Genomic DNA, 19,893 nt, shown 5'->3' on the forward strand with positions numbered 1-19,893 from the left:
GGCCGACGGTGAAAGTCCGGTGGTTCGGGGCTACTTAGCCACCTGTGTCCTGTGCCACACCCGCCCCGCGGAACTCACCCCGCCCGCGGTACGACTCCTGTGCGGGCCGGAGTCCTGCCGGCCCCGCCCCATCCCCCGCACAGACCGCCCCGCCCGCCGACCGAGAGGAAGGGCCCCGTGGCCGCCGAGCCCGGCCCGCAGCACCCCGGCACCCCGCCCCCGCCGTCAGACACGGCCCGCTCCGCCACCCCCAGCACCCTGACCGCGCTGCTCACCTGCGCCATGGCCTGCTCCATGATGCAGCTGTTCCTGCTCGGCGCGCTGGGACCGCGACTGGTGGACGAACTAGGCCTCGGAACAGCTCTGTTGGGCCTCACCACCACCCTGGGCTTCGGCGCCGCCGCCGTCCTCTCCCCCGCCGGGGGCCGGGTCGTCGACCGGGTCGGGCCGCGCCGCTGCCTGATCGCACTGTTCGCCGTGTCCGCGGTGGCCCTGGCGCTGATCGGGGCCGCGCCAGGCCCGGGTGTGCTGCTGGCGGCCGTGGCCCTGGGAGGGCTCCCCCAGGCGCTGGCCAACCCGGCCACGAACCGTGCCGTGCTGGCCTGCGTACCGCCTGCGCGGCGGGGTGCGGTGACCGGACTCAAGCAGTCGGGCGTGCAGTTGGGCGCCTTCGTCGCGGGCCTGCCCCTCGCCGCCCTCGCCGGCCCGGCGGGCTGGCGCACCGCCGTCTGGGTGGCGGCCGGCGCAGCGCTGGCCTGCGCGGTGTGGACGGTCCGGGTCCTGCCTGCGGACGCCGCTGCTGGGGCGGGTGGCGCGGGTAGGGCAGGTGGGGTGGGTAGGGCGGCGGGTGGGTTCCTCCCCCGCGGGGCCATCGCCTGGCTCGCCGGCTTCTCGCTCCTCCTGGGGTGCGGGATCGCGTCGGTGAACACGTACGTCGCGCTGTACGGCACCCAGCGGCTCGGGTGGGGGCCGACGGCAGCGGCGGCCCTGGTCGCGGTCCTCGGCCTCGCCGGGATCGCGGGGCGGATCGGCTGGTCGCGGGCGGCCGGAAGGCCCGAGCGGGCGGTGTGGCTGCCCGGCGGGCTGGCGTACGGAGCCGTACTCGCGGCCCTGCTGCTGGCAGCCGCGGCCCGCGAGCCCTGGCTGGCCTGGGCGGCGGCCGTCGGCATGGGCGTGTTCGCGGTGGCGGGCAACGCGGTCTCGATGGTCCTGGTCATGCAGCGCGCCGCCCCGGGCCGGGCGGGCCTGGACTCGGCCCTGGTCTCAGCCGGTTTCTTCGCCGGATTCGCCCTGGGCCCCCCGCTGTTCGGCCTCCTCGCGGACGCGGACCGCTACGGGGCGGGCTGGCTGCTGGTGGCGGCCGAGTTCGCGGGGGCGGGCACCGTAGCCCTCCTCTGGGCCTGGCGCGACCACCGCCCGTCCAACCGCCCGGAAGCAACGGAAACGACGGAAGCAAAGGCATCCGGCCATGGCACAGCATGAGCCCCACTCCCCGGCCGCCGACGCCTTGCACGTGCCCGCTCCACAGGATCCGATCGGCGACTGGCGGACCGTTCGGTCCGGCGACCAGGACGACGGCGGGAACGACCGGCGGGCCGGTCACGAGGCGGGCGGTCGGGCCGGAGGCCGGACTCAGGGGCGGGCTGGCGGCCCGGGCGAGGGGCGGGCCGAGGGCCAGGCAGCTACCAGTCGGTCCGAGGGACGGGCTGGTAGTCAGGCGGGTGGGCTGTCAGGTGGGCAGGCAAGCAGCCAGCCAGGCGGGCAGGCGGGCGGGCAATCCGGGGGGCAGGCGGGCGGACAGTCAGGGGGGCAGGGCAGCAGCCAGACAAGCGGCTGGTGCGGCGGTCAGGCTGGCCGTCCGGCCGATTGGAATGCTGGCAGTACGCCCGGCGGTCCGGCCGACAGCCAGACCGGCCGTCAGGCCTGCGGCAGCGAACAGGGTACGCGCCGCGTGGGCCACTCGGGCCGCCTGCTGTCGGCCACGACCGATGACAGTGGATGGCGCTTCCGGCCGGAGGCGGTGCCTGCCGCCGGGGCTGGGACGGAGGGCGGAGCGGAGGCCCATGCCAGGGCAGAGGCCGGAGTCGGGTCGGGGGCCGGGGCCGGGGCGGAGGCCCCTGGCGGGGCGGAAGTAGAGACCGGGGCGGACTCCGGGGCCGGGGCGGAGGCCCGTGCCGGGGCGAAGGCGGACCCCGGTGCAAGGGCAGAGGCACGTACCAAGGCAGAGGCCCGCGCCGAGCCCGGTGCCGGGCCGGCTCTCGACGCCGTCATGGGCCGGGTGGGCCGCACCCTCCAGGCCGTCGGGGACCGCTTCCCCCTGTACGCCGATCCCGCCGACGGCGCCTGGACCACCAGCGCGCGCGGCTCGTGGACGGGCGGGTTCTGGGCCGGGCTGCTGTGGCTGCGGGCCCGCTACACCGGATGCCCGGCCGACCGGGCGGCCGCGGTGCGGGTGACCGCGTCGCTGGCCCGCTGGTGCGGGGCCGATACGGCGACCCGCGGGCTGATCCTCTGGTACGGCAGCGCGCTCGCCGACGACGAGGACTCGCAGCGGCTGCGCCGCCGGGCCGCGCTGGCCTGCCTGGACTCGTTCGACACCCGCCTCGGGCTGGTGCCGTGGGGCGCCGCCTTCGGCGGGCCCCGGCTGGTGGCCCGGGCCGACGCGGCGCCGGGGATGGTCCCCCTGCTCGCCACCGTCTCCCCGCAGGCCGCGGCCGACCACCTCCGGACGCACCTGCGCCTGTGCCGTGACCACGCGGCCCAGGCCCACACCCCGGACACGGGCTGGACCCCCCTCAACGACCCCGCCCCCGGCTGGTCCCGAGGCCGCGCCTGGCTCCACCTGGCGGCCACCGACGCAGACTGGCTGCCAGGAGGCGGAGGGCCCGGGGGGCTACCGGCCCACACCGCCGGTACGGCCAGAGACACCCTCCTCGCAGTCCCCCTCGCCGACACCGCCCACCCGAACGGCCCCGTCGACACCTCAGCCGCTGCCATCACCGCAGCGGCCCTGCTCAAATCCGGCGACCGGCCCGGCGCCACCTCCCTGGCCTCCACCCTGGTCGACCACCACCTGACCCCGGACGGCCGCCTCCTGAACGGCTGCTACGACCTCGCAGGCGCAGTGGCCGTCCGACACGAGCTGATCTGGGGAACCTTCTTCCTCGCCTTCACCCTCGCCTCACTCACGGGCCTGGCAGCGCCGGGGGAACTCTGACCACCCCACCCGGCACACCCCCGAGCCGGTTTGAGGCGAAGGGTCCGAGCCACCCCGAGTCCCACCCGACCCTGGCTATCCAGCCTCGCCGGCGTTTGAGGCGCGGGGTCTGGGGCGGAGCCCCAGTTTCGGGAAGGGGCGGGTAGGGGAATCAGCACCGCGCAGCGGCCCCCGCTATCCCCGGCCCACCTCTCTGACCCCTTACCCGGGTCGGGAAGGTTCTCCGGTGCCTGCTCGCATGTCTGAGGGTGCGGCCGTCCCGCGGCACCCTGTCAAGGGCGCTGCGCGTCGCTGCGCGATGGCCCTGCGGGCCACCCTTGACAGGCCACCACGGGACGTCAAGTCCCAGACTTGCCAGCAGCCACAGGAGAAACGCAGCAGGGGGACCAGGACCCCAGCCGGTCCGAATCGCCAGGCGAGCCAGAGCACCGGCCGACCCCCGCCCTCCGGGCGGAAAGACCACAAGCCGCGACGGAACGCTACACAGCCGCGGCCGTCTCAGCGGCCTCCGGGCCGCCTCAGGCTGGGGATAGGCCGCCACCGATCGCTACGCGCTCCGGCCAGCCGGCGGCCGCCAGACCGCCTCCGGCTGAGGTCAGTGCATCCGGACCGGTCGCCGCCCGGCTACCCGTGCTCTGCGTACCGCTGGCCGGAACTCCCGGTACGGGAAGGCCCGTTCAGCCCCGCAGTACCCTCCGCGCCACCGACGTGATGTGGAGTTCGTCCGGGCCGTCCAGGATCCGCGCCGCGCGGCCCGTGCGGAAGAGGGACGGGAGGGCCGTGTCGGGGCCAAGGCCGGCCGCGCCGTGGACCTGGATCGCGGCGTCGGCGACCCGCTGGAGCGTGCGCGCCGCCGCCACCTTCGCCAGGCCCACTTCCACGTGCGCGTCCTGCCCCGCCTCGATGCGGGCGGCGGCCTCGAAGACCAGGGGGCGGGTCGTGCGCAGGGCGAGGAGGGACTCGAACACGTGCTGCTGCACGAGCTGGAGGCTGCCCAACGGCCCGCGCGAGGTAGTGCGCGACATCGCGCGCTCGCACATCAGGTCGTACGCCCGGCCGGCCTGGCCCAGCCAGCGCAGCGCCCTCAGGGTGCGGCCGAGTTGGAGGCGCTCCCCCGCTACGGACAGGGCCTTGCCGCGGGTGCCGACGAGGTGGTCGGCGGGGACCTCGGCGCCGTCGAGGGCGATCTCGTACTGGCCGGTGGTGCCCAGGTACGGGAGTTCGCGGACGATGCGGAAGCCGGGGGTGGTGGTGGGGACCAGGAGGAGGGACAGGCCCTCGCGGTCGGCCGGGCTGCCGTCCGTGCGGGCGAGGACCGTGACCAGGTCGGCCGCGGCGGCCCCGCTGGTGAACCACTTGGTGCCGGTGATCCGCCACCCGTCCGCCACCGGCTCGGCGCGGGTGGCGGTGAGGAAGGGGTCCGTGCCCGGGGTGTCCGGTTCGGTCATGGCGTAGCAGGCGCGCAGGTCCCCGGAGACCAGCCGGCGGGCGTAGCGGTCGCGGGCCTGGGCGGTGGCGTGGCGGTCGAGCATGAGGGCGTCCAGGAGGGGGGCGGAGCCCAGGGCGGCGGGGCCGTGGTCGCTGGCCCCCTCGGCCTCCGCGATGTGGGCGTACGCGCCGAGGGGGAGGCCCTGGCCGCCCAGGTGGGCGGGGAGCGGGAGGGCCCAGAGGCCCGCCGCGCGGGCTTCGGACTGGAGGGTGGTGAGGGCCGTGGCGGCGGGCGGGCCGCCCGCGTCCAGGACGGGTTCCTGGGGGATGACGCGGGTGTGGATGAACTGCCTTACCTCGTGCAGGAGTTGTTCTGCTTGCGGCGGGCAGTGCGGGTGGCCCGCGTTCGCTGACATCTATTCCTCCAGCCTCCCGGGAACCCACGGGAACGCCTGTCCGACTGCTTGTTCCGTGGAACTGGTCGGGGCCACCGCCTCCCCGGTTCCCACCTGCCCGTACTTCCGGCTTCCCACGAGGGAGAGGCATGGCATCAGCAGCCACCACCCGTATCGTCCGCCCGCTCGACGGGCTGCGCCTGGGTCCCGCCCCCGCCGGGTCCGCCGCGGTCCGCCAGCTGGTCCGGCTCGGCGCCGCGCCCACGGGCGAGGGCGGCGGGGCAGAACTCCTGCTGGAAGGGGCCGGGTTCGGGGCCGTGGGCGCGCTCTGCGGGTGGGCCGACACCCCCGGCGAGCTGTGCGACGAGGCCACCGTGCAGGCGGCCACCGGGATCATGGAGGTGCACGGGCGGCGCGACGGCTCGCCGCGCGGGCTCGGCGTCGACTACGCCGCCACGGCCGCCGGGGTGCTCACCGCCCAGGGCCTGCTGGCGGGCCTGCTGGCGCAGGCGCGCGGCGGGCGGGTCGCACAGGTCCGCACCAGCGCGGCGCGGGCGGGGCTGCTCGCGGTGTCCCAGTACCTGGCTGCTGCGGGGGCCGAGGAGGGCGAGGCGGCCGAAACGGGGCCGGGCGGGCCGCCGTTCGTCTCGGCGGACGGGGTGCTGTTCGAGCTGGAGACGCTGGATCCCGGGGGGTGGGCCGGGTTCTGGCGGGCGCTGGGGGCTCCCGAGGCGTCCGTACGGGCCGGGTGGCGGCCCTTCCAGTTCCGGTACGCGACGGCCTGCGCGCCCGTACCGGCGGTGCTGCACGAGACGGCGCGCGGGGTGCCGTGGGAGCGGGTGCGGGAGGCCGCGCGGGCTGCGCGGGCCGACGTGTGTCCGCTGTACCCGCTGGGTGGGGGGATTCCCGAAGGGGGCGGGCCGTACGTCGAGTTGTGCGGGGGCGGGGTGCGGGAGGCGGGTGTGGGCGGGGTTGCCGCGCCCTCCGCCGGGGCGCCGTTGGGCGGGGTCACCGTGGTCGAGGCCGGACGGCGGATCCAGGCTCCGCTGGCCGCGCACCTGCTGGGGCTGCTCGGGGCCCGGGTGGTCCGGATCGAGCCGCCGGGCGGGGATCCGCTGCGGGGGATGCCCCCGGCCTGCTCCGGGGTCTCCGCCCGCTGGCTGGCCCTGAACCGGGGCAAGGACGCCGTCGAGGCCGACATCACCACCCCCGCGGGGCGCGGGCGGGTGCGTGAACTCGCGGCCGGGGCCGATGTGTTCCTGCACAACTGGGCCCCCGGCAAGGCGGCGGCGCTCGGGCTCGACCGGGACGATCTGGCGGCTGCGAACCCGGCTCTGGTGTACGCGTACACCAGCGGATGGGCGGACCGGGTGCCGGAGGCGCCCATGGGCACCGATTTCATGGTGCAGGCCCGTACCGGGGTGGGGGCCGCGGTCAGGCCCGCGGACGAGCCGCCCGCCCCCTCGCTGATGACCCTGCTGGACGTGCTCGGCGGTCTGCTCGGGGCCCAGGCGGTGCTGGCCGGGCTGCTGCTGCGCGAGCGGGCCGGCCGGGGGGTCCGCGTCGGGTCCTCGCTGCTCGACGCGGCCGACCTGCTGACCGCCGCGGCCCGGGAGCGGGCCGCCGCCGGGGCGGACCCCCGGCCCCCGGCCGGCCTGCGCCGGCCGCTGCGGACCGCCGACGGCTGGGTCGCGGCCTCCGACCGCTGCGCGACGGCGGCCGGAGCCCACGACCTGCGCGGTCTCGGCACCGCGGACGCGGTGGCCCTGCTGCGCGGGCAGGGCCTGGAGGCCACCGCCGTCACCACCGACCTGTCCCGGCTGCTCCGGGACCGGCGGCTGCCCGGTCCCATCGGCCGCGACCTGCACGGCGCCCCCGTCGTACCCGACCCCTGGAGCTTCACGTGACCGTGGAACTGCACGACCTCCTGCCCGCGGCCCTGCGCCGGTCCTGGGCCGTCGACGGCACCTGCCCCGACCTGGACCTGTACAGCCTCTACCGGGCCCGGCAGATCGCCGACCCGCACCGCACCGCCCTGATCGACGCCAAGGGCACGCTCTGCTACACGGCCCTCGACCGGAAGGTGCGATGTCTGGCCGCCGGGCTCTCCGGGCTCGGCATCGGCCCCGGCGACGTGGTCGGGGTCCAGCTGGCTGCGGGGCGGACGGCGGTGACGGCCGATCTCGCGCTGGCCGCGATCGGCGCGGTGGCGCTGCCCTTCCCCGCCGGGCGGGGCATCCGCGAGGCGCGCTCCCTGCTGGGGCGGGCCGAGGCGGTGGCCGTGATCGCGGCGGGTGAGCACCGGGGCTGCCGTCCGGCTGCCGAACTGCTGCCGCTCGTGGCCGAGTTGCCCGCGCTGCGGACCGTGATCGCGGCGGGTCCGCCGCAGGACGTGCCGGAGGGGGCCGTGCCGCTGGGGCGGCTGCTGCGCACGGACGCCGGGAAGTTCACCCCGGCGCGGCCGCACCCGGACTCGGCGGTGCGGATCCTGGTCTCCTCGGGCTCCGAGGCGGAGCCGAAGATGGTCGCGTACTCGCACAACGCCCTCGCGGGCGGCCGGGGGAACTTCCTCGGCTCCCTGATGCGCGAGGGCGAGGCCCCGCGCTGCCTGTTCCTGGTGCCGCTGGCCTCGGCCTTCGGCAGTACGGGGACGGCCGGGGCGCTGGCCCGGCACGGCGGGACGCTGGTCCTGCTCGACCACTTCACCCCGGACGCGGCGCTGGACGCCATCGCCGCGCACGCCCCGACGCACGTGCTCGGGGTGCCGACGATGATCCGCATGATGCTGGACCGGCTCGCGGAGGAGCCGCGCGAACTGCCCGCGCCCACCGCCCTGGTGCTCGGCGGGGCCCCGCTGGACGCGGGGACGGCGGAGGAGGCCCGCAAGGCCTTCGGCTGCCCGGTGGTGAACCTGTACGGCTCGGCGGACGGGGTCAACTGCCATACGGGGCTGGGCGGTACGGACAGCGGGGAGCGGGATCCGGGGCCGGGGGTGCTCACGGGGCGGCCCGATCCGCGGGTGGCGGAGATACGGATCGCGGTGCCGGGTGCCGAGGATGCGGCCGAGTGCCCGGCGGGCGCGGTCGGGGAGATCCTGGCGCGGGGTCCGATGACCCCCCTGTGCTACGTGGGCGATCCGGCGCTCGACTCCCGGTACCGGACCGCGGACGGCTGGGTGCGCACCGGGGACCTGGGGCGGCTGGAGGCGGACGGGAGTCTGCGGGTGGTGGGGCGGCTCAAGGACGTGGTGATCCGCGGCGGGGCCAACATCAGCCCGGCGGAGGTGGAGTTGGAGCTTGCGGCGCATCCGGCGGTACGGGACGTGCTGTGCGTCGGGGTGGCCGATCCGCTGATGGGCGAGCGGCTGGCGGCCTGCGTGGTCGTGCGGGAGGGGGCCGCCGCCCCCGGCCTGGCCGAGCTGGGCGCCTTCCTGGCCGGGCGGGGCCTTGAGCCGCGCAAGCACCCGGAGCGCCTGCTGGTCCTGGCGGAGCTGCCGCTGACCCCGGCCGGGAAGCCGGACCGCGCCGCCTTGAAGGAACGATTCGGCACCCTGGTGACGCAACCGGTCTAGAAGGGCCCGGAGGGGGCCGCCCGGACTGTTCCCGGGCGGCCCCCTTCCGTACCGGCTCCAGGAGCCTGATCTCCGTACCGGCCTCAGGAGCCCGAGCCCGCCAGGGCCTCCTTGATCTCGGCGGCCGCGTTGCGGTACACGGGCAGCAGGTCCAGGTCCGCGCCAGGGTAGTTGACGATGCCGATCTGCCGGGCGCCGGAACCGGGAAGTACGTCACCGGCGGACATGTGCGCATTGTCGAAGACGAACTGCGGCTTCTTCGAGGAGAGTTCGGCGAGCTGTCCGGGGGTGACCGCCTCGGGCCCGTACGTGCCGACGAGTGCGGCCCCCGCCAGCTTCGCGGACCAGGCCGTGAACACCTGGGCCACGGCCTGCGGCTGCCTGCCGCCCGGCCAGGCACCCTTCAGTTCGGCCTGGAGCCTGGCGTACTCGGCGCGGAAGGCCTTCTCCCACTGTGCGGCGGCGGGCGCCGTGCCGAACTCGGCACCCAGCTTCCCGACCTCGGCGGCCGTCTTCTCCACGTCGTTGTCGAGGTTCACCTCGATCAGCTCGGCCTGGGAGCCCGCCGCCTCCTTGATCTTCCCGGCGTACGGCTCGAAGGGCGCGTACAGCACGAAGTCGGCCTTCGCCACGGCCGCGAGGTCGGAGGGCTTGGGGTCGTAGTCGGGGGCGTGCTGCACCGACTGCGGGACGATGACGGTGACGTCCTTCGCCCCGGCGGCCTTGGCGAGCGCGCCCTCCCAGGTCGTGGTGGCGACGACCACCGGGGCCCCGGCGGAGCCGCTGCCCGCGGAGCCCTTCGCGCCGGAAGTGCCGCCGTCGGACTCCGCGCTGCTGCCGCCGCAGCCCGCCAGCAGGGCCAGGCCGGCGGTCAGTGCGAGGAGGGGAGCGATGCGGACGCGGGTGCGCGCCATGAGGTGGTTCTCCGTTCGGGTACGAGGTGGACGGCGAGGACCACGGCCCCGGCCGTCAGGACGAGGACCGGGCCGGGCGGCCAGTCCAGGGACAGGGCGAGGAGGAAGCCGCTCGCGTTCACGGCCACTCCGATCGCGACGGCCCACAGGGTGATCGAGCGCAGGGTGGTGCCCAGCCGGCGGGCGGCGAGCGCGGGCAGCAGGGTGAGGGCGTCGACGAGCAGCGCGCCCGTCAGCTTGATGGCGCCCGCGACGGCGACGGCGACGAGGACCAGCAGGATGAGCGTGAGCCGTTCCACGGGCACCCCTGCGGACAGGGCGAGTTCGCGGTCGTAGAGGAGCAGCGCGAGGTCGCGGCGGCGCCACCAGAACAGCGCGGGGACCAGCACCGCCAGGGCCCCGACCACGGCGAGGTCGGCGGTCCCCACGGCCAGGATGGACCCCCACAGCAGGGCGAAGGCCCCGGAGGCGTTGACCCCGGAGACCGCGAGGAGCAGCAGGGCGGCGGCGATGGCGAGGCTCATCAGCAGCCCCATGGCCCCGGAGAGCCCGTCGGGGGTGCGGGCCAAGGGGGCCACGCCCGCGCCGGACAGTGCGCAGGCCAGCAGGGCGCACAGCATGGGGTCGAGGCCGGTGAGCATGCCCACGGCGATGCCGAGGAGGGCCACGTGCATCATCGCGAAGCGGACCGGCATGATGTCGAGCCCGACGATGACCACGCCGACCACGGGCAGGGCGACGGCCGCCAGCAGCAGGGCGGTCCCGGCGCGCTGGACGGGTACGAGCTGGAGCAGTTCGGCGAGGTCGGCGGCCCGGGCGAGGGGGGCGGCGGTGTTCACGCGACCTCCCGCAGGGATCCGGCGGCCATTTCGAGGACGCGGTCGCAGCGCTGGGCGAGGGAGCGGTCGTGGGTGACGACGAGGAGGGTGACGGGCAGGGCCAGCAGGACCCCGGCGGCCTCCTCCTGGCCGTCGAAGTCGAGGGCGGCGGTGGGCTCGTCGGCGAGCAGCACCCCGGCCCCGGCGGCCACGCAGCCCACGGCGCGGGCCAGGTACATCCGCTGGAGCTGGCCGCCGGAGAGGGTGTGCAGGGAGCGGCCGGTGAGTTCGCCGACGGCCAGTTTGGCGGCGGCCTCGCGGGCCTCGGCCGGGGCGCCGGAGCTGTCGAGGAGTTCCCCGGCGCCGAGCGGGAAGCGGCCCGCGGCCGGCTTCTGGGGGATCCAGGCGCAGGCCCGGCGGCGCCAGGCCCATTCGGCGGCGGTGCCGGCCGGGCGGCCCGCCACCTCGATGCGTCCGGCGGCGGACCGGTGCAGGCCCAGGACGGCGCGCAGCAGGGTGGTCTTGCCCGAGCCGTTCGTGCCGGTGAGGGCGACCCGCTCGCCCGCCGCGATGTCGAGGTCGACGCCGCGGACGGCGTCCACGCGCCCGTGCCGGCAGCCGACCCCGCGCATCCGTATGTCCATCCCGCCGGCCCAGCCGGGGCCGGTGTCCGCGCCCGTACCGCCCATTGCGTCCTTCCCTGCTGCCGTGTGCTCCGCATCAGGGGTCGGGCGGAACCGGCCGCTGGTTCCCGGGCGTTGTCAGAGCGCCGTGCCAGGCTGGGGCCATGGACAAGGAACGGTTCTGGAAGCTGATCGAGGAAGCGCGCGCCCAGGAGGCGGCGGGCGCGACGGCGGGCGAGGTCGCGCAGCGGGCCTCGGAGCTGCTCGCGGTGCTGCCGGTCGCGGACATAGCCGCGGCGCAGCAGACCCTGTGGGACCTGCTGGCGGACGCGTACCGCAGCCCGCTGTGGGCGGCGGCGCACCTCGTCAACGGGGGCTGTTCGGACGATGGTTTCGACTCCTTCCGCGGCTGGCTGCTGCTCCAGGGGCGGGAGGTGTTCGCCCGGGTGGTGGCCGACCCGGACGCGCTCGCCGGGCTCGCGGCGGTCCGGGAGGCGGCGCCGGACGGGCCGGAGTTGGGGTGCGAGGAGGCCCTCGCCCTGGTGGGGCGGGCGCACCGGGCCCGGACGGGCACCGGCCTGCCCGCCGGTTCGTTCAGCATCCGGTATCCGGCGCTCGACCCGGAGTGGGGTTTCGACTTCGACGACCGGGAGGAGATGGCCCGGCGGCTGCCCGCGCTGTCGGCGCTGTTCGCCGGGGCGGCCTGAGGGGCGCGGGCAGGCGCGCGGGCCCGGCGGGGGCCGGCGGGTCTCAGCGGGGGTCGGCCCGGCGGCGTACGGCGACCAGGGCGGCGGCCGCGGCGGCCAGCAGGGCGCCGACGATGACGGCCCAGGCCCAGCCCGGGAGGCCTTCCTCCGGCTGCTCCTGCGCCGCGGGCTTCGCGGGCGCGTCGGCCCTGGCCGGCGGGGTCGTCGGGGACCCGGGAGCCGGGGAGGCTGCGGGTGATTCCGACGGGGCCGGGGAGGCGGAGGGGGTGGCGGGCGCGAGCGGGGTGGCGCCGGGGGCCGCCGGTGCGAGCTTGAGGACGGGCGCCGGGTTGCCCTCGCCCGAGCCCGTGCCGATCCAGCGGTCCACGCGCCCGTCGCCGTAGGTCTGCAGGGTCTTGAAGGCCAGCTCCTCGGCCTGCGGCAACTGCCTTACGGTGATGGAATGTTCCGCCGCGGTGCCCACGGGCAGGGCGGGCCCCTTCACCGTGTAGCCCTGCGCGTCCGCGGTCAGCTTCCAGCCCTTGGGGCCGGATTCGAGGAGCACGTCGGCGGGGGCGATGCCCCGGGGCAGGACCACGCGTATCGCGGCGATCCCGGCGGTATCGGACTCGGACTCCGCCTCGAAGGACAGGGTCACGTTCTCGCCGAGCGCCCGGGCCCCCTCGGCATGGACCTCGACGTGCGCCGCGGCCGGACCCGCGGTGAACAGGACGGCTGCCGCGGCACCGGCCAGGAGGGCCGCGGCGCGGGTGGCGGCCCGGGGGCGGGTACCGGTCGGGGGGCGGGTGCAGGTGCGGGACATGGCAACTCCGGCGGGCTCGGGGCGAATGCGGGTCGGACACGTGCGCCGACCCGATCATCATCCGGTACGCCCGGCCCGCCGGGGGGAGTTCGGGCCACCGCGCCGGACCGCTCCGGCGCGGCTCAGGCAGGTCCCGGGCGGGCGAAGGGGCCGGGGCGGGTACCCGAAACGGCCGGGCGGGCCCGAAACCGGCCGGACGGGCCCTGGCGGGACCGCCGGGCTCAGGTCAGGTCGACGTGGACGTTGGTCGACTTGACCCGGGCGGTGGCCCGCATCCCGACCTCCAGGCCCAGTTCCTCCACGGCCTCGCGGGTGAGGAGCGAGACCAGCCGATGCGGGCCCGCCTGGATCTCCACCTGCGCGGCGATATCGCCGAGCTTGACGGCCGTGACGATCCCGGGGAAGGCGTTGCGCACCGACGTGCGCTCCGGCTCGTCCTCGTCCGGCCCGCCGGCCCCGCCCTGGGCGAGTTCGACGGCGAAGGCCGCCAGATCGCGCCCCTCGATGAGCCTGCGGCCCGACTCCTCCCGGGTCGTGGCGACCTTCCCCGCATCCGCCCAGCGGCGGGCGGTGTCGGGGCTGACGCCCAGGAGTCGTGCCGCTTGGCCGATCGTGTAGTGCTGCATGCGCGCCACCCTAGTCCGTGCCGCCCGCGCCGCCCCGGGCCCGCCCCGCCGCCGGCCCGAGCCGGGTGCGGGACCGGGCCCGCGGCCGGCTCAGGCCAGGGGCGCCTTGCTGCGCAGGACCCGCAGGAACTCCCGCATCCAGGCCGGGTGGTCGGGCCAGGCGCGGGCCGAGACCAGGGTCCCGTCGACGACCGTCTCGGCGTCCGTGAACGCGGCCCCGGCGGCCTGCATGTCCAGTCCGAGGGCGGGGTAGGCGGTGACCCGGCGGTCGGTGAGCGCCCCGACGGCGGCCGTCATCAGCGGCCCGTGGCAGATCTGCGCCACCGGCTTGTCGGAGTCCGCGAAGGCGGTCAGGATCCGGCGGACCTCGGGATCGTTGCGGAGGTACTCCGGGGCCCGGCCGCCCGGGATCACCAGGGCGGCGTACGCGTCGGGGTCCACCTCGGAGAAGGCGAGGTCGGCGGGCCAGGTGTAGCCCGGCTTCTCGGTGTAGGTGTCGTACCCGTCCTCGAAGTCGTGGACGACGAAGCGCAGCTTCTTGCGCGAGGGGGCCGCGATGTGGACCTCGTACCCCTCCTCGCGCAGCCGCTGGTACGGGTAGAGCACCTCGAGGGACTCCGCCGCGTCGCCGGTCACGATGAGGATCTTCGCCATGGGCTGCTCCCGGTGGGGCTTCGGTGGCCTGGGGACCCGGACACCGTGCCCGCGCGCCGCGGTTTTGCCAAGGGGGCCTGCGGCCCTTCGGCGGCGATCCGGCGGGGCCCGCGCGACGTGGGCCGGATCCGATCGCTCCGATCGCGGCCCGGGGCCGGGGCCCCTACCCCGCCGGGCACGGCCCCGGGCGCGCGGAAGGCCGCCCTCCGCGCGCCTGGGCTGCGGAGGACGGCCTTCAGGTGCCGTCGCGGGTGTCCGGGGGATCAGACGGCCGGGACCGGGAAGGTCGGGTACTCGACGCCGGACACGTGCTGGACCACACGGATGACCTGGCAGGAGTAGCCGAACTCGTTGTCGTACCAGAGGTACAGGATCGCGTTGTCGCCGTCGACCTTGGTCGCGCCGGCGTCCACGATCGAGGCGTGGCGCGAGCCGACGAAGTCCATGGAGACGGCGTCGGGCGCGGTGGTGAAGTCGATCTGGCGCTTCAGCGGGGAGTTCAGCGAGACGTCGCGCAGGTACTCCAGCACCTCGTCACGGGTGGTCTCGCGGCCCAGGCGCAGGCTCAGGATGGCGATCGAGACGTCCGGGACGGGGACGCGGATCGAGCTGCCGGTGATCGGGGCCTTGAGGTCCGGCAGCGCCTTGGCGACGGCGGAGGCGGCACCGGTCTCGGTGATGACCATGTTGAGCGGCGCGGAGCGGCCGCGGCGGTCGGCCTTGTGGTAGTTGTCGAGCAGGTTCTGGTCGTTCGTGAACGAGTGCACCGTCTCGACGTGGCCGCGCAGCACGCCGTACTCGTCGTCCATGGCCTTCAGCGGCGGGACGATGGCGTTGGTGGTGCAGGAGGCGCAGGACAGGACCCGCTCGTCCGGCTTGACGGTGTCGTGGTTGACGCCGTGGACGATGTTCGGGACGTCGCCCTTGCCCGGGGCGGTCAGGACGACCTTGTCGATGCCGGGGCGCAGGTGCTTGGACAGGCCCTCGCGGTCGCGCCACTTGCCGGTGTTGTCGATGAGGATGGCGTCCTTGATGCCGTACGCCGTGTAGTCGACCTCGGAGGGGTCGTTGGCGTAGATCACCTTGATCGCGTTGCCGTTGGCGACGATGGTGCTGTTCGCCTCGTCGACGGTGATCGTGCCCTGGAACTGGCCGTGGATCGAGTCGCGGCGCAGCAGGGACGCGCGCTTGACCAGGTCGGCCTCGCCGCCGCCGCGCACGACGATGGCGCGCAGGCGCAGGCCCTTGCCGGAGCCGGCCTTCTCGACGAGCAGGCGGGCGACCAGGCGGCCGATGCGGCCGAAGCCGTACAGGACGACGTCGCGGCCCTCGCTGCGCTCCAGCTTGTTCTCGCCCGTGGCGCCGGCGACTGCCTGCGCGGTGAACTCCTCGATCGAGAGTCCGCGGTCGTCCGCCTTGTAGGTGGCGGCGAGCATGCCGAGGTCGATCTGGGACGGGCCGAGGTCCAGCGCGGTCAGCGCCTGCAGGAACGGCATGGTCTCGGTGACCGACAGCTCCTCGCCGTCGATCTGCCGGGCGAAGCGGTGGGTCTTGAGGATGCTGACCACCGATTTGTTCACCAGGGAGCGGCTGTGCAGCAGGATGTTGACGTCCCGCTCGCGGTGCAGCTTCCCGATGATCGGGATCATCGACTCCGCGATCTCCTCGCGGGCATTCCAGTTGGTGAACGAGTCCTCGTTGACAGTCACAGGCTTTTATCTTTCGAGCTAGGCGGCGCTCATATGCTAACCCCACTGCTCGATGATCGTTCGGTGGGGGCTCCACGGCCAGTCGAGGACAGAGCGGATCGGGTCATTTCCGGACATACGAAAAAGGCCGCCTTCTCATTTCTGAGAAGACGGCCTCCGACGTGCGATGTGCACCGTCGGGACGACAGGATTTGAACCTGCGACCCCTTGACCCCCAGTCAAGTGCGCTACCAAGCTGCGCCACGTCCCGATGCTCGCTGACCTGGGGTTTCCCCTCGGCCGAACGCGCAGAGAAACCATACCGCACTTACCGGGGTGGTCGCGCACACCTTTTCCGCACCGCGGCGGTGTCCGACCCCGCGGCTACGCTCCCCCGGTGCCCGCACCCGAACCCCCGCCCCCGCCCGGCGCCTCCCCCGGCGACCGCCGCCCCTCCCCCGCCGACGGGACACGCCCCGCACTCGGCCCGTCACTGACCGGCGCCGAGCTGCTCCGCTGGTACTGGACCCTGGCCGAGCTGACCGGCCTGGCGCGCACGCTCGGCGTGTCCGCGGGCGGCGGCAAGGCGGCACTGACCGCGCGGCTGGCCGCCGCCCTCGACCCGCGGCAGGAGTCGCCCCTGCCCGCGCCGGCCCCCCGGACCCCCCGCACGCCCGCCGGGCGGCAGCTGACCGCGCCCGTGACCGGGGCCTCCGTGATCCCGGCGGGCCAGCGCTGCAGCCAGGTCCTGCGGGCCTGGTTCCTCGAGGAGCTCGGGCCCGGCTTCCGTTTCGACGGGTTCATGCGCGCGTACGTCGCCCAGAACCCGGGCCGGACCCTGGCCGAGGCCGCGCAGCACTGGCGGGACACCCGGGCGGAGGCGGCTCGCCCCCGGGAGATCGGTGCGCAGTTCGAACTGAACCGCTTCCTGCGCGCGTGGCACGCCGCCCACCCCTCGGGCGGCCGGGACGCCGCGCTCGCGGCCTGGCGCGCGCACCGCAGCCGCCCGCGCGGGCCCGGCGCCGCCCCGGCGGGCACCGCGGACCAGGCGGTCGGGGACCAGGCGGCCGGAGGCCAGGCGGCCCGAGGCTAGGCCGTCTGGTCCGGCTTGAGCTCCGGGTGGGCCTCGGCCAGGCGGCGCGGGGCGGCCTGGCGCCAGGAGTCGACCAGGATGGCGCGCAGCTCCGCCGCGTCCTCCAGGGCCGCGAGGCGTACGCGCAGCCATGCGTACCCGTCGTCGTGCCCCTCTTTCATGAAGAACTTGTCCGGTTCGGCCGCGATCAGCTCGGCGCGGTCCTCGCGGGGGCACTTCACACCCAGGGAGGCGTCGTCCCCGCCCAGGGCCGCGAAGACCTTCCCGGCCACCCGGAAGGTCGGCATCCCCCAGGAGAGCTTCTCGCTGCTGCCGGGCAGGGACAGGGCGATCGAGCGGACGTCCTCGGCGGTGGTGCCCATGCCGTCTCCTTCGGTCGTGCGGTGTCGGGACGACCGTAGCCCGGGGGTACGACAGCCGCCTGTTCCGCTTCCCCCTCCGGAAGGGGTGCCGGATGCCCGGCGGGCCGGACGGGGGCCGTCCGGCGGTGGCCGGATCCCGCCGGGGGCGGCCCGGCCGGGGTGCCGGTTCCGGCCGGGTTCCGGGCCGGGTTCCGCACGGGGACTGCGTTCTCGGCAGGTCAGACGTATTGGTACGTACCGAAGGATCTACGCCATCCTGACTATTGACTGACCGTCAGGGAATCGCACAGTGCTACGATCTGCCCGCAAGCGGGGCGAGCGGATGAGCGCACGACGGCACCTCCGGCTTCGGGGGCGGTCCGAACGGCGTCCCGGTGCGGGCGGCGCGGTGCAGTGCTCCGGTCCCCCGTATTGACGGGGGAACAGCAACTGGCCGCCGGTCGCCTGAAGAGAGTCTTATGACGCAATACGCACAGAACCCGGTGCTCTGGGCTCTGTTGGTCCTCGTGCTCGCCGCCATCGCCGTCGTCGTCCGCCAGCGCAGGACGGCCAGGGCCCTGAAGCGGGAGGTCGAGGGGCTGCGGAGCCACTACTCCGACTTGGAGGACCGCTACACCGAGTCGGTGGCGGAGGCCCGGGACCAGGCCGAGGAGGGCACGAAGACCGTCCTCAAGTCCGCCATGCGGACACTTCAGGGTCTCGCCGCCGAACAGCAGCTGATCATTTCGAACCTTCAGTCCAAGTACGGCGAAACCGCCATGCTCCAGGACCTGTTGGAGATCGACCACGCCAACTCCCAGTTCGGGCGGCGCGCGCAGTCCATCGCCGTGCTGTGCGACGGCTGGCTGGGGCGCCACCGCGACGTGGCCTCCGTGTACGACGTGGTGCGCAGCGCCCAGGGCCGCATCCGGCACTTCCGCCGGGTGGAGATCCTGTCGCGGGTGGACTTCGGCATCACCAGCCGCGCCGTCGAACCGGTCGCGCTCGCCCTCGCCGAGATCCTCGACAACGCCACCAGCTACTCCAGCCCGGACACCGTCGTCGAGATCAACACCCGTACGGTGCCCAAGGGCATCTGCATCGTCGTCGACGACGCCGGTGTCGGCATGAACGACGAGGAGCGGACCCGGGCCGAGAAGCTGCTGTCCGGCAAGCGCGCCTCGGGCGTGGGTGGACTCGGCAACCCGCCGCAGTTCGGCTTCGCCGTGATCGGCGTGCTGTGCGAGCGGTTCGGCTTCGAGGTGTCGGTGGACTCCTCCTCCCCGTACGGCGGAGTGCGCGCGGTGCTCCTGCTGCCGCACGACCTGCTCACCGACATGCCCGCGGGCAAGGCGCCCGCCCCCGCAGCGCCCCCGGTGGCCGCCGCGGTGCCCTCCGCCCGGCCGGGCGGACCCGAACCCGCCCCCGTCGTGGGCTCGTCCGCGGCCGGCGGGCTGCCGCTGCGCCGCCGCAAGCGGCCCATGGCGATCGTGCCGAGCAGCAGCCCCGCTCCGCGCACCCCGGGCCGCAGCGGGGCCGAGACGGCAGCGATCATGGACGCGTTCCAGCGCGGTACGGCCTCCGGCCGCACCGCGGACCCCGACTCCACGGCCCCGGCCGGCCCCGCCCCTGCCGCAAGCAGCGAAGGACATGAGGTTTCGTGAACGACGATCTGTCATGGATGCTCGACAGCGCCCTGGAGATTCCCGGGGCCCTGCACGCGGTCCTGATATCCGCCGACGGACTGCTGATGGCCCGCAGCAACGGCTACGACAAGGACAACGCGGACCGGGTGGCGGCGGCCATGAGCGGGGTGCAGTCGCTCAGCCGCTCCCTCGGGTTCTTCTGTGAGGACCCGCGGGCCCAGTGGCGCCAGACCCTGGTCGAGTTCGACGGCGGCTGGGTGTTCCTGATCTCCGCGGGCGAGGGCGCGTACCTCGGGGTGTCTGCCGCCCCGGACGTGGACATGGCCGACATCACCTTCCGGATGCAGCAGCTCGTCGGGCAGCTCGGCAAGGTGCTCACCACGCCGCCCCGCGAGAACCTCGGCGTCCGCTCATGACCGCCGCCGGGGAACTGGGGCCCGAGACCGCCGCTTTAGTCCGCCCGTACGTCATCACCAAGGGCCGCGGGCTGCCGGACGAGCAGCAGCTGTCCCTGATCACGCTGGTGACGGCGGCACCGGAGGAGGGGCGGCGGCCGGCCCGGCTGTCCCCCGAGGAGCAGTGGCTGCTGGACATCTGCTCCGCCGGGTACCTGACCGTGGCCGAGCTCGCCGGCCACACCAAACTGCCGCTGGGCGTGGTGAAGATAGTCCTCGCCTCGCTGGCCGAGGGCGGCTACCTGCTCACCCGGCCGCCGGTGGAGCGGGCCGCCCTCGCCGACAAGGAGATCCTCCAGGAGGTGCTCAATGGGCTCCGCGCAAAGTTTGGATGAGCGGGTCTACGTACGCGGCGGTGCGACGCAGATCCCCGTGAAGATCCTGGTCGTCGGACACTTCGCGGTGGGCAAGACCACGTTCATCGGCTCGATCTCCGAGATCGAGCCGCTGTCCACCGAAGAGGTCATGACCCGCGCCGCGGAGCACATCGACGACCTCAAGGGGGTCCGGAGCAAGACCACCACCACGGTGGCCATGGACTTCGGGCGCCTGACCATCAGCGAACGCATCGTGCTGTACCTGTTCGGGACCCCCGGCCAGACCAGGTTCGTGCAGATGTGGGAGGACCTCGCCCGCGGCGCACTCGGCGCGCTGGTCCTCATCGATCCCGAACGCCTCGCGGACTCCTTCGAGGTGATCGACCTGATCGAGCAGTACGGGCTGGACTACGCCATCGCCGTCAACCACTTCGACGGATCGCCGCTGCGGGACGAGGCGGCGCTGCGCGAGGCGCTGGACCTGCTCGGCGACACCCCCGTCATCACCTGCGACGCGCGCGACGAGAAGTCCTCCGCCGCCGCGCTCACCACCCTCGTCCGCTATTTGCTGGACCGTGCCCAACAGGAGCAGTAACCC

19 protein-coding genes and 1 tRNA gene are annotated in these 19,893 nt (G+C 74.9%); 10 read left to right on the forward strand and 10 right to left on the reverse strand.

The window, feature by feature from the left end; all coding sequences use genetic code 11:
• Positions 1 to 177 precede the first annotated feature (177 nt).
• Positions 178 to 1,482 carry an MFS transporter gene (locus tag ACZ7JZ_RS12915; protein ID WP_470937157.1) on the forward strand — a complete coding sequence of 435 codons (1,305 nt, stop codon included), beginning with the start codon at positions 178 to 180 and terminating at the stop codon, positions 1,480 to 1,482.
• 787 nt (positions 1,483 to 2,269) lie between these two features.
• Positions 2,270 to 3,217 (forward strand): sugar ABC transporter permease, encoded by a 948-nt coding sequence (locus ACZ7JZ_RS12920; protein ID WP_470937160.1) that lies wholly within the window; start codon positions 2,270 to 2,272, stop codon positions 3,215 to 3,217.
• Between the two features lie 677 nt (positions 3,218 to 3,894).
• Here ACZ7JZ_RS12920 and ACZ7JZ_RS12925 read toward each other — a convergent pair.
• Positions 3,895 to 5,061, reverse strand: coding sequence for an acyl-CoA dehydrogenase family protein (locus ACZ7JZ_RS12925; protein WP_470937163.1), 1,167 nt, complete (start codon positions 5,059 to 5,061; stop codon positions 3,895 to 3,897).
• 128 nt (positions 5,062 to 5,189) lie between these two features.
• Between ACZ7JZ_RS12925 and ACZ7JZ_RS12930 the strand changes: the two genes are divergently transcribed.
• Entirely contained in the window at positions 5,190 to 6,947 is a 1,758-nt protein-coding gene (locus ACZ7JZ_RS12930; RefSeq protein WP_470937166.1) for a CoA transferase, read from the forward strand.
• Positions 6,944 to 8,611, forward strand: a complete 1,668-nt coding sequence (locus ACZ7JZ_RS12935; protein ID WP_470937169.1) for a class I adenylate-forming enzyme family protein — start codon at positions 6,944 to 6,946, stop codon at positions 8,609 to 8,611. Before ACZ7JZ_RS12930 ends, ACZ7JZ_RS12935 begins: the two co-directional genes overlap by 4 nt.
• Positions 8,612 to 8,694: 83 nt before the next feature.
• On the opposite strand, the gene ACZ7JZ_RS12940 is transcribed toward ACZ7JZ_RS12935, so the two are convergent.
• The 3 genes from ACZ7JZ_RS12940 to ACZ7JZ_RS12950 are packed head-to-tail and all read right to left on the reverse strand — an operon-like array spanning position 8,695 to position 10,987.
• Entirely contained in the window at positions 8,695 to 9,525 is an 831-nt protein-coding gene (locus ACZ7JZ_RS12940; protein WP_470937172.1) for a metal ABC transporter solute-binding protein, Zn/Mn family, read from the reverse strand.
• Positions 9,483 to 10,364, reverse strand: a complete 882-nt coding sequence (locus ACZ7JZ_RS12945) for a metal ABC transporter permease (protein WP_470937175.1) — start codon at positions 10,362 to 10,364, stop codon at positions 9,483 to 9,485. The genes ACZ7JZ_RS12940 and ACZ7JZ_RS12945 overlap by 43 nt, the downstream gene beginning before the upstream one ends.
• A complete protein-coding gene (locus tag ACZ7JZ_RS12950) occupies positions 10,361 to 10,987 on the reverse strand; it encodes an ATP-binding cassette domain-containing protein (protein WP_470937460.1) in 627 nt (208 codons plus the stop codon). Before ACZ7JZ_RS12950 ends, ACZ7JZ_RS12945 begins: the two co-directional genes overlap by 4 nt.
• 143 nt (positions 10,988 to 11,130) lie before the next feature.
• On the opposite strand from ACZ7JZ_RS12950, the gene ACZ7JZ_RS12955 reads away from it, so the two are divergent.
• Complete coding sequence (locus ACZ7JZ_RS12955) at positions 11,131 to 11,673, forward strand: DUF4240 domain-containing protein (RefSeq protein ID WP_470937178.1); 543 nt, start codon at positions 11,131 to 11,133, stop codon at positions 11,671 to 11,673.
• Between the two features lie 43 nt (positions 11,674 to 11,716).
• Here the strand turns inward: ACZ7JZ_RS12955 and ACZ7JZ_RS12960 are convergent, their stop codons facing one another.
• The 5 genes from ACZ7JZ_RS12960 to ACZ7JZ_RS12980 form a co-directional block, all read right to left on the reverse strand.
• On the reverse strand, positions 11,717 to 12,475 hold the full coding sequence (locus tag ACZ7JZ_RS12960) for a DUF1775 domain-containing protein (RefSeq protein ID WP_470937181.1): 759 nt from the start codon (positions 12,473 to 12,475) through the stop codon (positions 11,717 to 11,719).
• 221 nt (positions 12,476 to 12,696) lie between these two features.
• Positions 12,697 to 13,101 carry a TOBE domain-containing protein gene (locus ACZ7JZ_RS12965; RefSeq protein WP_470937184.1) on the reverse strand — a complete coding sequence of 135 codons (405 nt, stop codon included), beginning with the start codon at positions 13,099 to 13,101 and terminating at the stop codon, positions 12,697 to 12,699.
• Between the two features lie 90 nt (positions 13,102 to 13,191).
• A complete protein-coding gene (locus ACZ7JZ_RS12970) occupies positions 13,192 to 13,755 on the reverse strand; it encodes a DJ-1/PfpI family protein (RefSeq protein ID WP_470937187.1) in 564 nt (187 codons plus the stop codon).
• Positions 13,756 to 14,018: 263 nt separating this feature from the next.
• Entirely contained in the window at positions 14,019 to 15,464 is a 1,446-nt protein-coding gene (locus ACZ7JZ_RS12975; RefSeq protein ID WP_470937190.1) for a glyceraldehyde-3-phosphate dehydrogenase, read from the reverse strand.
• Between the two features lie 176 nt (positions 15,465 to 15,640).
• A tRNA-Pro gene (locus ACZ7JZ_RS12980) sits at positions 15,641 to 15,714 on the reverse strand.
• 126 nt (positions 15,715 to 15,840) lie between these two features.
• Between ACZ7JZ_RS12980 and ACZ7JZ_RS12985 the strand changes: the two genes are divergently transcribed.
• A complete protein-coding gene (locus tag ACZ7JZ_RS12985) occupies positions 15,841 to 16,536 on the forward strand; it encodes a DUF6434 domain-containing protein (RefSeq protein ID WP_470937193.1) in 696 nt (231 codons plus the stop codon).
• On the opposite strand, the gene ACZ7JZ_RS12990 is transcribed toward ACZ7JZ_RS12985, so the two are convergent.
• Positions 16,533 to 16,898, reverse strand: coding sequence for an MmcQ/YjbR family DNA-binding protein (locus tag ACZ7JZ_RS12990; RefSeq protein WP_470937196.1), 366 nt, complete (start codon positions 16,896 to 16,898; stop codon positions 16,533 to 16,535). The two genes, ACZ7JZ_RS12985 and ACZ7JZ_RS12990, sit on opposite strands and share 4 nt — an antisense overlap.
• Positions 16,899 to 17,356: 458 nt before the next feature.
• Here ACZ7JZ_RS12990 and ACZ7JZ_RS12995 point away from each other — a divergent pair, with 458 nt between their 5' ends.
• The 4 genes from ACZ7JZ_RS12995 to ACZ7JZ_RS13010 are packed head-to-tail and all read left to right on the forward strand — an operon-like array spanning position 17,357 to position 19,890.
• Complete coding sequence (locus tag ACZ7JZ_RS12995; RefSeq protein ID WP_470937199.1) at positions 17,357 to 18,541, forward strand: ATP-binding protein; 1,185 nt, start codon at positions 17,357 to 17,359, stop codon at positions 18,539 to 18,541.
• Positions 18,538 to 18,939 (forward strand): roadblock/LC7 domain-containing protein, encoded by a 402-nt coding sequence (locus ACZ7JZ_RS13000; protein WP_470937202.1) that lies wholly within the window; start codon positions 18,538 to 18,540, stop codon positions 18,937 to 18,939. The genes ACZ7JZ_RS12995 and ACZ7JZ_RS13000 overlap by 4 nt, the downstream gene beginning before the upstream one ends.
• Positions 18,936 to 19,313 carry a DUF742 domain-containing protein gene (locus ACZ7JZ_RS13005; RefSeq protein WP_470937205.1) on the forward strand — a complete coding sequence of 126 codons (378 nt, stop codon included), beginning with the start codon at positions 18,936 to 18,938 and terminating at the stop codon, positions 19,311 to 19,313. The genes ACZ7JZ_RS13000 and ACZ7JZ_RS13005 overlap by 4 nt, the downstream gene beginning before the upstream one ends.
• The gene (locus ACZ7JZ_RS13010; RefSeq protein WP_470937208.1) at positions 19,288 to 19,890 is read left to right on the forward strand and encodes a GTP-binding protein; all 603 of its coding nucleotides are present in this window, start codon (positions 19,288 to 19,290) and stop codon (positions 19,888 to 19,890) included. Before ACZ7JZ_RS13005 ends, ACZ7JZ_RS13010 begins: the two co-directional genes overlap by 26 nt.
• Positions 19,891 to 19,893 lie beyond the last annotated feature (3 nt).

The sequence above is a fragment of the Streptomyces sp. NPDC038213 genome (assembly GCF_055600495.1).